The 12,206-nt window shown below is 62.2% G+C and carries 13 protein-coding genes; 2 read left to right on the top strand and 11 right to left on the bottom strand.

Annotated features, from left to right (window positions below; translation table 11 throughout):
- Positions 1-7: 7 nt before the first annotated feature.
- The 6 genes from PV375_RS02535 to PV375_RS02510 form a co-directional block, all read right to left on the bottom strand.
- A complete protein-coding gene (locus PV375_RS02535) occupies positions 8-874 on the bottom strand; it encodes an SseB family protein (protein WP_332106019.1) in 867 nt (288 codons plus the stop codon).
- A gap of 5 nt (positions 875-879) precedes the next feature.
- Positions 880-1,629: a bifunctional 1-(5-phosphoribosyl)-5-((5-phosphoribosylamino)methylideneamino)imidazole-4-carboxamide isomerase/phosphoribosylanthranilate isomerase PriA gene (priA, locus tag PV375_RS02530; protein ID WP_332106018.1), complete on the bottom strand. Its 750-nt coding sequence runs from the start codon at positions 1,627-1,629 to the stop codon at positions 880-882.
- A gap of 132 nt (positions 1,630-1,761) precedes the next feature.
- Positions 1,762-2,508 (bottom strand): imidazole glycerol phosphate synthase subunit HisH, encoded by a 747-nt coding sequence (locus PV375_RS02525; RefSeq protein ID WP_332106017.1) that lies wholly within the window; start codon positions 2,506-2,508, stop codon positions 1,762-1,764.
- Positions 2,508-3,113, bottom strand: coding sequence for an imidazoleglycerol-phosphate dehydratase HisB (gene hisB / locus PV375_RS02520; RefSeq protein ID WP_201517673.1), 606 nt, complete (start codon positions 3,111-3,113; stop codon positions 2,508-2,510). The genes PV375_RS02525 and hisB overlap by 1 nt, the downstream gene beginning before the upstream one ends.
- An 88-nt stretch (positions 3,114-3,201) precedes the next feature.
- Positions 3,202-4,335 (bottom strand): histidinol-phosphate transaminase, encoded by a 1,134-nt coding sequence (locus PV375_RS02515; RefSeq protein ID WP_332106016.1) that lies wholly within the window; start codon positions 4,333-4,335, stop codon positions 3,202-3,204.
- A 143-nt stretch (positions 4,336-4,478) separates the two neighbouring features.
- Positions 4,479-4,832, bottom strand: coding sequence for a LysM peptidoglycan-binding domain-containing protein (locus PV375_RS02510; protein WP_332106015.1), 354 nt, complete (start codon positions 4,830-4,832; stop codon positions 4,479-4,481).
- Positions 4,833-5,019: 187 nt separating this feature from the next.
- Between PV375_RS02510 and lexA the strand changes: the two genes are divergently transcribed.
- Entirely contained in the window at positions 5,020-5,721 is a 702-nt protein-coding gene (gene lexA, locus PV375_RS02505) for a transcriptional repressor LexA (RefSeq protein WP_442903918.1), read from the top strand.
- 24 nt (positions 5,722-5,745) lie between these two features.
- Here lexA and hflX read toward each other — a convergent pair whose 3' ends face one another.
- The gene (gene hflX / locus PV375_RS02500; protein ID WP_332106013.1) at positions 5,746-7,371 is read right to left on the bottom strand and encodes a GTPase HflX; all 1,626 of its coding nucleotides are present in this window, start codon (positions 7,369-7,371) and stop codon (positions 5,746-5,748) included.
- 48 nt (positions 7,372-7,419) lie between these two features.
- Here hflX and PV375_RS02495 point away from each other — a divergent pair, with 48 nt between their 5' ends.
- The gene (locus PV375_RS02495) at positions 7,420-8,028 is read left to right on the top strand and encodes a class I SAM-dependent methyltransferase (protein WP_332106012.1); all 609 of its coding nucleotides are present in this window, start codon (positions 7,420-7,422) and stop codon (positions 8,026-8,028) included.
- Between the two features lie 34 nt (positions 8,029-8,062).
- Here the strand turns inward: PV375_RS02495 and PV375_RS02490 are convergent, their stop codons facing one another.
- Genes PV375_RS02490 through PV375_RS02475 form a run of 4 tightly spaced genes read right to left on the bottom strand, consistent with a single transcriptional unit; the run spans position 8,063 to position 12,172 of the window.
- Entirely contained in the window at positions 8,063-8,902 is an 840-nt protein-coding gene (locus PV375_RS02490) for an ABC transporter permease (protein ID WP_332106011.1), read from the bottom strand.
- Entirely contained in the window at positions 8,899-9,813 is a 915-nt protein-coding gene (locus tag PV375_RS02485) for an ABC transporter permease (protein ID WP_332106010.1), read from the bottom strand. Before PV375_RS02485 ends, PV375_RS02490 begins: the two co-directional genes overlap by 4 nt.
- Positions 9,810-10,988, bottom strand: coding sequence for a polyamine ABC transporter substrate-binding protein (locus tag PV375_RS02480; protein WP_332106009.1), 1,179 nt, complete (start codon positions 10,986-10,988; stop codon positions 9,810-9,812). Before PV375_RS02480 ends, PV375_RS02485 begins: the two co-directional genes overlap by 4 nt.
- Positions 10,985-12,172, bottom strand: coding sequence for an ABC transporter ATP-binding protein (locus PV375_RS02475; RefSeq protein WP_332106008.1), 1,188 nt, complete (start codon positions 12,170-12,172; stop codon positions 10,985-10,987). The genes PV375_RS02480 and PV375_RS02475 overlap by 4 nt, the downstream gene beginning before the upstream one ends.
- Between the last annotated feature and the right edge of the window lie 34 nt (positions 12,173-12,206).

The raw sequence follows: 12,206 nt of genomic DNA, 5'->3' as shown, positions 1-12,206 counted from the left end.
CTCGAGCCTATCGTCGCTTACGTCGCCAAAAACCGAATCGTCGGGTGGGTTGTGCTGCTTCTGAAGTCGGATTTTTCCCGATACCTTCGGAGGGGGCCACCTGCGCGGCGGCAATTCGCAGCGAGTCGATCCGCTGCACAAGCTCGGTGTCGGCGCCGATCCGCTGCTGAATTTCGTGCAGCACTGCCTGCCGATGTTCCCGGTCGGTTTCGGTGAGTTCAACGACCAGCTGCACCTCGGGGCCGGCGAACCGCGCCTGTGCATCGCCCGGAAGCACGTTGATACTCGTCACCACCGGGTCGATCTCTAACAGCGGTTGGATGCGCTGCAGCACCTGTGGGTCGACCCAGGGCTCGACATATTCGTGCCCCTGCGCGATCGCCCACACTGCCGGACGCCGCACCACAAACTCAGTGTCGGGGTTGGCGGCATCGATGATGAGCACGTCACTGCCGGCCTCTACCGCAGCCAGCGCTGCCCGCCGCGCATCCACCGGAACGGGCCGGGCATCAGCGTCCCAGGCTTTCATTGCCGCAACCGATGAGAACACCGGGACGACCCCACGGCCATCCGGCGCTGCCACGGTCACGATCGAGAGATCTGCCGACTTATCGACGGTCTGTCCCTGTTCGTTGACACCGGCTTCACCCAGCTCGGCAACCAGTGGAATCAGCAGCCGCGAGTCGCGCAGGGTATCGACGACCGCGCTGCCGGGTGCTTCTCCGGCTCGGAAGGCGCGGAGTGCGGCCAGCAGTTCGGGTGGTGCTTCGCCGCGGTCATCCTGCCAGGGGTTTTCGGTGAAGTTGCGCCCTGCCCAGGGTTGTCCGGCCGAGTCGGTGAGGTGGCCGCGCAGGTGTTCGGGAATTTCGACCATTGTGGCTAGTTGCCCGCGACGTCGAGTGCCTCACGCAGCGTGAATGCGCCGCTGTAAAGCGCCTTACCGATGATCGCGCCTTCAAGACCCAGCGGCACCAGATCGCGCAATTCGGCAACGTCATCGAGGCTCGAAACCCCACCGGATGCAATCACGGGGCGGTCGGTGCGTTCCATTACCGATTTCAGCAGCTCGATGTTCGGGCCCTTGAGGGTGCCGTCCTTGTTGACATCGGTGACCACGTAGCGTGAACAGTTGGCTTCTTCGAGGCGTTCGAGCACCGTCCACAGGTCTCCGCCTTCGCGGGTCCAGCCGCGCGCGGCGAGCGTGGTGCCGCGCACGTCGAGCCCCACCGCAATGAGCTCGCCATAGCGGCTGATCGCCGCGGCAGCCCACTCGGGATTTTCGAGTGCGGCGGTGCCGAGGTTGATACGTTTTACCCCCATCTCAACGGCGCGCTCGAGCGATTCGTCATCGCGAATACCGCCCGATAGCTCTACGCTCAGCCGGCCCCGCATGGCACGAATCACGCGGCGAATCACGGCCCGGTTTTCACCGCGACCGAAGGCGGCGTCGAGGTCGACCAGGTGAATCCACTCTGCTCCCTGCTCGGCCCAGTCGCTGGCAGCGTCAACGGGATCGCCGTATGAGGTTGCGCTGTCGGCTTCCCCCTGAACGAGTCGCACTGCCTTCCCATCGGCAATATCGACCGCGGGGAACAGCGTGAGGGTCGGCGAGGTATTGAATTCGCTCACTTCGTTGACGTCCTTTGAGTCTGGAATGGAGTGGAAATAAACAGGTGTTCTGCGGTGTTATGACAGCGTTTACCGCTGCCGCGCGACCGCTGGGCCGGCTCACAAACGCGCTGCGCAAACGGCCCGCATCGTTCAGCCTAACGAATCGACCCAGTTTCGCAGCAGGGCGATACCTGCCTCACCCGATTTTTCGGGATGGAACTGGGTGGCACTCAGCGGCCCGTTTTCGGCCGCGGCGAGGAAGCGCTCTCCGTAGTTGGCGAAGGTTTTTTTGATGGGCTCGACATACGGCAGCATCTCGTCCACCTCAATATCGGTGGCCGCGTAGCTGTGGACGAAGTAAAAACGTTCGGTTTCAATGCCCGCAAATAGCCGTGAGTCTGCTGCGGCCTCGACCGTGTTCCAGCCCATATGCGGCAGCACGTCTGCTCGCAGACGACGCACCTCGCCATCCCACTGGTCAAGGCCCGCCACCCCGCCACCTGGCGCGCTGGACGCGTGTTCCTGCGACCAGAAGTCGTCGGCGTTTTGCGCGTGTGCGTGCCGCTGCGGATCGGGCGTGATTTCGGGGCGCTCTGCTGACGGCTGCCCCTCCAGCCCGTGCGAAAACATCACCTGCATTCCCACACAGATGCCCAGCACGGGACGTCCGCCCGCCAGTCGCCGGTCGATAATCTGCGGGCCGTCAGCGGCGTTGAGTGCCGACATCACTGCCGAAAAACTTCCGACTCCCGGCACGAGCAGCCCGTCGGCGTTCAGCGCTCGCTCTCGAGAGCCGGTCAGCTCGACTTGTGCGCCAGCTGCTTCAAGGGCTTTTACCGCCGAGTGCACATTGCCCGAGCCGTAGTCGAGGACGACAACGTCGGGACGATTTGCCATTAGAGCGCTCCCTTGGTTGAGGGCACACCGTCGACTTCGGGGTCGAGACGTTTGGCGGCGCGGAATGCGCGCGCGAAGGCTTTGAATTCGGCCTCGGCAATGTGGTGCGGGTCGCGCCCTGCGACCACGTTGAGGTGCACGGTAAGCCCGGCGTGGAAGCTGATCGCTTCAAACACGTGGCGCACCATCGAGCCGGTGAAGTGCCCGCCGATGCGGTGGAATTCGAACCCTTCGGGCTCTCCCCCGTGCACCAGGAACGGGCGGCCGGAAATATCCACCACGCACTGTGCGAGTGCTTCGTCGAGTGGCACGAGCGCATCGCCGTATCGCGCGATGCCGTGCTTGTCACCGAGTGCCACACGGATGGCTTGGCCGAGCACGATGGCGGTGTCTTCGATGGTGTGGTGTTCATCAATGTGCACGTCACCGACAGCTTTTACGGTGAGGTCGCTGAGCGAGTGTTTGGCAAACGCGGTGAGCATGTGATCGTAGAACGGCACCCCGGTGTCGATGTCGCTTTTGCCGGTGCCGTCAAGATTGATGGTCAATTGGATGCGCGACTCGCTGGTTTCGCGGCTCATCGTTGCCTGACGCGTGGTGGTCATGGTTCCTCCGGGGGTGCGGCGCGGCTCACTCTGTTCCGCGCGATGGTGTGTGGTGTGGTCGCCGAAATTGGCAACCCAAAATTGCGGCCTAGGCGCCGGCAGTCTCGGTGCCGGCAGTCTCGGTGCCGGCGCGCAGTTCGGGATGCTCGCGCACAATTTCGGCGAGCGCGTCAAGGAACTGCGTGGTTTCGGCTTCGGTGCCGGCGGTGACTCGCAGGCTACCGGGAAGGCCGTTGTTACGAATCAGGATCGAGCGCCGATAAAATTCTTCAAACATTGCCTGCGGGTCGGTAATCCCGTGGAAGGTGACGAAGTTTGCGGTCGATCGATACACGGGGAAACCGAGCTTGGGAATTTCGGTGAGCAGCCGGTCGCGCTGCACGCGAATCGCGTCGACCTGACCGAGCATGATGTCAGTGCAGTCGAGCGCGCCGATTGCGGCGGCCTGCGTGATTGCCGACAGGTGGTATGGCAGGCGCACCAGTCGCAGTGCGTCGCACAGTGCGGGGTCGGCAGCGAGATAGCCGAGTCGGGCGCCAGCGTAGGCAAATGCTTTTGACATCGTGCGGCTGACCACCAGGCGTTCACGGCCTGGCAGCAGCTCGAGCGCCGACGGGGTGCCATCAGGTTGAAACTCGGCGTAGGCCTCGTCAACGATGACGATTCCATGCGTTTGTTCGTAGGCGGCCCTGATGATCTCGAGATCGACCGGGGTGCCCGTGGGGTTGTTTGGGGCGCAAAAAATCACCACATCGGGCCGATGCGTTTCGATGGCTGCCACTGCTGTTGCGACACTGAGTTCGTAGTCTGCGTCGCGTTCGGCGGCGATCCACTCGCTTCCCACACCCGCGGTGAGTAGCGGATACATCGAGTAGGTGGGCGCAAACCCCAGCACCGAGCGTCCCGGGCCCGCGAAGGTTTGCAGCAGGTGCTGCAGCACCTCGTTCGATCCGTTTGCCGCCCAAATTTGGTCGGCGCTCAGCCCGTGGCCGAGGTACTCGGCGAGTTTCTTGCGCAGGTCCACAAATTCGCGGTCGGGATACCGGTTGAGCCCGGGTAGTGCGGCTCGCACCCGGTTCAGCACCCGCTCGACAACCTCGGCCGGCACGTCATACGGGTTTTCGTTCACATTGATCGAAACACGCACGGGTTCCTGCGGTGCCCCGTATGCGGTGCGGCCACGCAGGTCGTCTCGAATGGGAAGGTCGTCGATAACAGTCACCGCTCCATTCTAGGTCGAGGCTGCAGAACCGGGCGCCGCAGCGTTCCGCTGAGTCGGCGCCCGCCGCTGCTCACCGGGCTAGCTCCACCTGAAGTTGGGCGGCACCAGTTGAGGCTGCCGATGCCAGCTGAAACTGCCCGGCGCTAGCTGAAGTTGGGTAGCGCCAGCTGCTGTCCCGCCTGCACGTTGGCGCTCGTCAGGTTGTTGAGCCGCATGATCTCTTGCACCACATCGCGCACATCACGATCGCCACCGATCTGTTCGGCGATCGTCCACAGCGTCTCGCCGCCCGTCACGGTGTGGGTGTTGAACTGTTCATACGCGGCCACATCCTGCCGTTCATGTCCGGCCATTGCGGTGGGGATCTGCGCAATACCGGCGCCGACACCCAGCGCAGCGGGGATAAGCAGCGCCCCGGCCAATGCTCGACGCCCACGCGCAGTCAAGCGCAGCCGAGCACCCCGGTTTACCCGTTGAGGCAGTGCGTTGATCGTCATGGTGGTTCCTTCTCGATTGAGCGGATCGCGCGCACTCGCACGCTTTCGAACATTTGTTCCAAACATACATTCGAACAGTGCCGATTTCAAGCAGGTGTTCGAATGTTTTTCGACAACACGCTCGAAAATGTGTTTGAGAACAGTGCTGGCCTCGACTAGCGTCAAAACCAACACGAACCACCAGACCATGAGCCTCCGACATTTTCGGCGCGCCGGCCGAGCTCAGCAGGTCGAAGCCCGAGGAGCCACCGTGCCAGCAGCCCGCAAACCCCTCACCGAAGTACAGGAACGCATCCTGTCGTTCATCGCTGAACACCTGCATCGAAACGGCTTCGCACCCTCAATGCGCGAGATCGGTGACGCCATCGGCATGACCTCATCGTCTTCGGTGTCGTATCAGCTCGACCGGCTCGAAAAACTCGGCTACCTGCGCCGCAATACCAACCGGGCTCGCACCATCGAGCTGCTCATCGACATCAACGAGTCAGATTCCGCGAGCGCTCCGGATATTTCAGCAACCGCCGTGGTGCCACTGGTGGGAAGTATTGCCGCGGGCATCCCGATCACAGCCGAGCAACAGGTCGAAGAATATTTGCCACTCCCCCGCAGCCTCGTCGGTGAGGGCGACCTGTTTTTGCTGAACGTTGTGGGTGACTCGATGATTGACGCGGCAATCTGCGATGGCGACTGGGTGGTTGTGCGCCAGCAGCGCACCGCGGTCAATGGCGAAATTGTTGCCGCGATGATCGACGGCGAGGCAACCGTGAAGACTTTTAAACAGCGTGACGGGCACACCTGGCTGCTCCCCCGCAATAGCGCGTTCGAACCAATCCTGGGCGATCACGCCGAGGTGCTCGGCAAAGTTGTTGCAGTGCTGCGGTCGGTCTAGGCCGTCACCGCCGCACCCCTACTGCTAATCGTTGCGCGGTAGGTCGAGCACCCGCTCGGCTGGCGCATCCTCACTGCGGCGCGGACGCTGTTTGAGCGTCGGGCGCTCACGCTCGGGCGCGTGCTTGCCGTCCACCCGATAGGGCTCAACCAACCCCAGCTGATCGGGATGCACGCGCGCCACCAAGTGCGTACCGTCGGCCTCATAACGTTCGGTGAGCACGCCACCGCGCTCGTGCAGCATCGACACGAGATCGCCGCGATCAAAGGGCACCACGAGTTCGACATCAACATCGTGGTTTGGCAGCATCTCGGCGATGCGCTCGAGTAGCTCGTCGACTCCTTCACCGGTGCGTGCCGAAACAAACACGCAATTTGATTCCAGGCCGCGCAATTCGATGCGCTTGGCATCGTCAATCAGATCGCATTTGTTGAACGCGATGATTTCCGGAATATCCCGGCTGTCGATCTCACCAATCACCTCACGCACGGTCTGAATCTGACCGGCGGGGTCGGGATGCGCCGCATCCACCACGTGCACGATGAGATCCGAGTCGGCAACCTCCTCGAGCGTCGACCGGAACGCCTCAACCAGCTGGTGCGGCAGATTTCGCACAAAACCGACCGTGTCAGCCATCGTGTAAGGGCGACCATCGGGGGTGGCACAGCGCCGCACGGTGGCATCAAGCGTGGCGAACAGCTGGTTTTCAACCAGCACCCCGGCCCGGGTAACGCGGTTGAGCAGCGATGATTTGCCGGCGTTCGTGTAACCGGCAATCGATACCGCCGGCAACATATTGCGGGCACGGCGAGCGCGTTTAGTGTCGCGAGCCGTTTTCATGTGGGCGATCTCGCGGCGCAGTTTCGCCATCCGAATGTGGATGCGGCGACGGTCAAGTTCGAGCTTGGTTTCACCCGGACCGCGCGAGCCCATACCGGCACCGCCGGACACCTGGCCACCGGCCTGTCGCGACATCGACTGACCCCAACCGCGCAGTCGAGGCAGCAGGTATTCGAGCTGCGCGAGTTCGACCTGCGCTTTACCCTCACGGCTTTTTGCGTGCTGGCTAAAAATATCGAGGATCACCGCGGTGCGATCGATCACCTTCACCTTCACGGCATCCTCGAGCGCGCGGCGCTGGCTGGGCGCCAATTCGGTATCGGCAACAACGGTGTCGGCGCCGGTGGCGACAACAATCTCGCGCAGCTCCTCGGTTTTGCCGCGACCAAGATAGGTGGCAGGATCGGGATGCGGCCGCCGCTGCAAGACGCCATCGAGCACCACCGCGCCGGCGGTTTCACACAGTGCCGCAAGTTCTTGCATAGAGTTTTCGGCATCGCGCTGGCTTCCGGCCGAATAGACGCCGATGAGCACCACCTTTTCGAGCCGCACCTGGCGGTACTCGACCTCGGTGACATCTTCGAGTTCGGTCGACAGGCCATCGACGCGCTGCAGCGAATGGCGCGCCTCCCGGTCGAGTTGCAGGCCGTCAATATCGTCATTGTGAGCCGTATCGGCGTCGTCCATGAGCGCCTCGGCAGCACGAAATACCGCGGTGTGGTCGCGGTTGGTTTCGCTGCGAGACAGGATGCGGTCGATCACGCTATCGGCGTCGTTGCCGGCGAATCGGTCAGATGGGTCAAGATTCATATTCTGATCAAGTCTACGCGGCTGCGGCAAGCGAGTACTGTCATTGCTATGACCTCGCACTATTTTGATGCCGACCCCGCCACTGATGAGCGTCGCCGCGAAATCGAGGTGGAGTTGCGCGGCGCCCCAGTGCGGGTAAGCACGGCGGCATCGGTATTCAGTGGCGACCGGCTCGACAAGGCCACGAACATCCTGCTGCACGAGGTGCCCGATCCCCCACTGCGCGGCAATGCGCTCGATTTGGGTTGTGGTTGGGGCCCTATCGCACTGTCGCTGGCGCTGGCGTCGCCCGAGCTCGAGGTGTGGGCGCTGGATGTGAACGCACGCGCGCTCGAGCTGACCGCCGAGAACGCTGCGCGCCACAATCTCGAGCGGGTGCGTGCGGTCACTGCCGCTGAAATTCCCGACGGCGTGATGTTTGATGTGATCTGGTCAAACCCGCCGATCCGCATCGGCAAACAGGCGCTGGATGAACTCATGCTCACCTGGAACCGGCGGCTGGCACCTGGAGGTGTCGGTTGGTATGTGGTCGGTAAAAACCTCGGCGCCGATTCGCTGCAACGACGAGTGGCGGATGCGCTGGGTGACGGTTTTGACGTTTCCCGCGCATCCACCAGCGGCGGTTTTCGGGTGCTGCGAGTTGAGCGGCTGGGCTAGCTCGGCCAGCTCAGCCGCACTCGCCGCATCCTTACTATCCGGCCATCGTCTTGACGATATCGGTCGTCGATTCGCCCGATCGACGCAGCACGATCGCGACAATTGCAAGTGCCGCGAGGGTGAGCACGATCATCACTGTCGACATCGCGGCAAGTTCTGGCCGCATCCCCGTTTTGAGGGTCGACAGGATGTACACGGGCCACGGGGTCGATCCCGACACCTGCACGAACGATGAAATCACCGTGTTGTCGAGCGAGAGCGTGAACGCCAGCAGCCCGCCCGAGAGCACCGCGGGCATTGCCAGCGGCAGCGTCACGCGACGGAACACCACCGCCGGTGGCGCAAAGAGGTCGGCGGCGGCCTCTTCGAGCCGTTCATCCAGGCCGGCAAATCGTGCCCGCACGATGAACGTCACCACCGCGGTGGCGAATAGCGAATTACCGATCACCAGACGAACGATGCCGTTATTAAAAATCCCGAGGTGCAGGTCTTGCCCGAGCGTGACCAACCACGGTAGCAGCGAGACCGCATCCACAATTTCTGGGGTGACGGTCACAAGGCCCAGACCGAGCACCAGCCACGGCGCCCACTTGGCGCCGCGTCGCGCGAGTGCCAGCCCTGCGAGCGTGCCGAGCAGCGTGGCCAGCAGCGCCGACCAGGCCGCGCTTTGCAGTGTCACCACCACTGAACTCGTGATCCGTTCGTTCGCGAAGGCCGACTCATAAGCACCGAAACCGGGCTCGGTGAATGACACCAGCAGGCGCCCCTGGTTAAACGAGTAGATGACGATAACGACGATCGGCAGGAACAGGAAGATAAAAATCAGCACCGCCCAGATATTGAGCAGCCGCGTGCTTCCCGATGTGCGGTTCATGAGTTCATCTCCTCAAGCGAAACGCGCCAGCGGCGCTGGAATGGCAGTGCGATGAGTTTGGTGAGCAGCCAGATTCCGGCGGCCAAAAGCAGGACGACAACGACCAGCAGCACCGCCATGGCTGAGCCAAGCGCCCAGTTTTGGGCAGTCTGGAACTGGCTGGCGACCAGCTGACCGATCATCGAGCCCTGCGCACCACCGAGCACTGTCGGGGTGATGTAGTCACCCATGAGCGGAATAAACACCAGCAGGATGGCCACCAGGATGCCCGGCCAGGCAATCGGGAGCGTCACGCGGGTGAAGGTTGCCACGCGGCCGGCACCAAGATCAGCGCTTGCTTCGCGCAGATTACCGGCCACTCGATCGAAGGCCACATACAGCGGCAGGATCATCATGGGCAAATAGTTGTAGACCACACCGATCAACACGGCTTCTCGAGTGTTAAGCAGCCCCAGCGGCTCGGCCCGCAGCCCCGCGCCCATGAGCCACTGCGAAAGCCACCCCTCGGGTGCCAGGATGATTTGCCAGCCGATCGTGCGCACCAGCAGGTTGGTCCAAAACGGCACCAGCACCAGTGCGAGATACAGCCCGCGCCGTTTCGGGTGGGCCTTGGTGGCGAGCCAGTAGGCGAATGGCATGGCCACTGCCAGGCACAGGAAAGTACCTACCAGGCCAATCCAGATGCTGTTGAGCAAGATCCCGAGGTTCGATCCGGTGAGCGCCTCCAAATACCGCTGGAAGGTGAAAACCTCGTTTGAGTGAGTCTCAAAAATATCGGGCTTTTCACCGAAGCTGTAGAACAGCACCAGCGATACCGGGATGAAAAAGAACACGAGCAGCCAACCGGCCGCGGGAAGCGCGAGCAGTCCCCCGCGTTGGCGGCGCTTGGTTACAGTTGCTGTCGAGGTCAATTTGCTGCCCTCCCCTTCACTGCGTTCCAAATATCAACGAAGCGCTGCTGACTCTCGGTGAGCAGCATAACCTTGAAACTCTGCACCTGATCGGCGTCGAAAAAGACCATTTCGGGTAGTTCCATCCCCTCTTGTTCGGCGCGTTCGCGCAGGCCCTGAACGCCCACATCCGACCCGATGTAGTCGACTTCGCGATAGGCAACGTCGGGCTCAAGAACAAAATTGAGGAAGGCGTGGGCGGCCTTGGGGTGCTGGGCACCGGCGGCGATGCACCAGTTATCCATCCACAGTTCACTGTGCGGCGCACCGACCACCCAACGCCAGCGGTCGGGGTCGGGCGATTCGAGAATTCCCAGCCGCGCGTCGCTATTCCAGCTCTGAAAAAGCCACTGCGTTCCCTGCGGAATCGCACCCGAGCCCGGATAGGAATCGAAGGCCGAAATATGCGGGGCGAGCTTATTGACGAGGAAGTCTTCCGCCTCATCAAAATGCGCAGCATTGTCGTCGTTGGTGCTGTATTTGTTCGCCCAAAAATAGGTCCCCACCAGGCTCTGCGGGTCGTCAATCATTGACACCTTGCCCGATGCTTCGTTCATCGCGCAGTCAAAAAAGTCATTCCAATCTTTCAACTCGCGCTTGATCTTGGTGGTGTCGTACACGAACCCGGTGGTGCCCCACGATTTCAAAATCGAATATTTGTTTTCGGGATCCCAGGGCTGGCTCATGAGCTCGGGTAGCACATGTTTCATATTCGGGATGAGCGAATGATCAAGCGGCTCGATGAGCCCGTGTTCGGCCATCGCACCAATGTAGCCGCCCGTGGGCACCACAATGTCGTAGCCGCTGGTACCCCGAGCCCCGACGAGCTTTGAAATGAGCTCTTCGTTCGAACCGAAAGCGTCGATGATGAAGTTGGTGTTGAAGGTCTCGCGAAACTCATCGAGCACCTCCGGGTCGTCATATTCGCCCCACGTGTACATCAAGAGCTTGTCTTCAATGGGCTCACCGTCAACGCCGGCTCGGGTTTCGCGTGCCGGCCCAGCACAGGCCGCCAGGGCACCGGATGCGGCAAAGGCACCGAACGTGGCGAGAAACGATCGGCGGGTGAGATCGGCGCGGATGCGCGGCGCCGAGAGGGCGTTTGCGAGAATGCGAATGGGTTGGCGCTCTGTCATCGTCCCGTTCCCATCGCCGCGATCGTCTGGGTGGAGAGATTGGCGTCGATCTGCCCGCGCACCTTCTCGTGGTCGGGATCGGCCGCAAAAATACGCACGTGTTCGGGTTCCCAGCTCAGCCGCACCCGTTCGCCGAGTTCGAGGTCGCCGCGTGCTGCCACCGGTTGCCGTGCGAGCACGGTGCTGCCGTCGTTTGCCTGGAAGAGGTACTGCATCGTCTCGCCCTGGTGGGCGAAACCGCTGACGCTGGCTTCGAGGGTGTTCACCGCGGCTGGTTCGCCGGTGGAGCGCGCGAACCGCACAAATTCGGGACGCACTGCGCCACGCACTTCGGCACCCGGCTTGAGGTCGCCCGCTGCCGAGGGCTGGCTGGCTGCGAGCCGCACGAGCCCCGAGGTCATTTCGGTGGCCGAGTCGAGCGTGCCGTCAAAGAAGTTCTGTTGCCCCACGAATGCGGCCACATAGGCGCTTGCGGGCCGGTCATAAATGTCTTGGCTGGTGCCGAGCTGCTCGATACTGCCAGCCCTCATAATGGCGATGCGGTCACTCATTGAGAGCGCTTCGGCCTGGTCGTGGGTGACGAACACGAAGGTGGTACCGAGCCGGCGCTGCAGCAGCTTCAGCTCGAGCTGCATTTCTTCGCGCAGCTTGCGGTCGAGAGCACCGAGGGGTTCGTCGAGTAGCAGCACCGCCGGGCGGTTGACGAGCGCTCGCGCCACTGCAACGCGCTGCTGCTGCCCACCCGAGAGCATGGTGGGTTTGCGGTCGGCGAACTTGCGCATCTGCACCATGTCGAGCGCTTCGGCCACCCGCTCGGCAATTTCTGCCCGCGGTGTCTTGCGCTGCTGCAAACCGAACGCGACGTTTTCAGCGACCGACAGGTGCGGGAAAAGCGCGTACTGCTGAAAAACGGTGTTGACCTCACGCTTGTGCGGCGGCACGCCAACCACATTGCGCCCGCCGAGCTCGATGCTTCCCGAATCGGGATGCTCAAATCCGGCAATCATGCGCAGGGTCGTGGTTTTTCCGCATCCCGATGGCCCGAGAAGGGATAAAAACTCGCCCGCTTCAATATCGAGCGAGATATTGTCAACCGCGACGTGGTCGCCGTAGACCTTGGTGATTGACTCGAGCCGAACGGCGATATCACCGTTTGGTTGCTGGTTGTCTCCTGCGGTACGCATCGTCGGTACCCCCTCCTACACCGTCGTAAGAACT

Source organism: Gulosibacter sp. GYB002, assembly GCF_036577665.1.
Classification (GTDB): Bacteria; Actinomycetota; Actinomycetes; order Actinomycetales; family Microbacteriaceae; genus Gulosibacter; species Gulosibacter hominis.
This window is presented reverse-complemented; position numbering and strand designations above follow the sequence as displayed.

What these genes read in the sequence shown, in the direction of transcription:
- PV375_RS02480 (WP_332106009.1), bottom strand. Translation starts at nt 10,988, where the DNA reads ATGACAGAGCGCCAACCCATTCGCATTCTCGCAAACGCCCTCTCGGCG.
- PV375_RS02490 (WP_332106011.1), bottom strand. Translation starts at nt 8,902, where the DNA reads ATGAACCGCACATCGGGAAGCACGCGGCTGCTCAATATCTGGGCGGTG.
- lexA (WP_442903918.1), top strand. Translation starts at nt 5,020, where the DNA reads ATGAGCCTCCGACATTTTCGGCGCGCCGGCCGAGCTCAGCAGGTCGAA.
- PV375_RS02510 (WP_332106015.1), bottom strand. Translation starts at nt 4,832, where the DNA reads ATGACGATCAACGCACTGCCTCAACGGGTAAACCGGGGTGCTCGGCTG.
- hisB (WP_201517673.1), bottom strand. Translation starts at nt 3,113, where the DNA reads ATGACCACCACGCGTCAGGCAACGATGAGCCGCGAAACCAGCGAGTCG.
- PV375_RS02525 (WP_332106017.1), bottom strand. Translation starts at nt 2,508, where the DNA reads ATGGCAAATCGTCCCGACGTTGTCGTCCTCGACTACGGCTCGGGCAAT.
- hflX (WP_332106013.1), bottom strand. Translation starts at nt 7,371, where the DNA reads ATGAATCTTGACCCATCTGACCGATTCGCCGGCAACGACGCCGATAGC.
- PV375_RS02495 (WP_332106012.1), top strand. Translation starts at nt 7,420, where the DNA reads ATGACCTCGCACTATTTTGATGCCGACCCCGCCACTGATGAGCGTCGC.
- PV375_RS02475 (WP_332106008.1), bottom strand. Translation starts at nt 12,172, where the DNA reads ATGCGTACCGCAGGAGACAACCAGCAACCAAACGGTGATATCGCCGTT.
- PV375_RS02535 (WP_332106019.1), bottom strand. Translation starts at nt 874, where the DNA reads ATGGTCGAAATTCCCGAACACCTGCGCGGCCACCTCACCGACTCGGCC.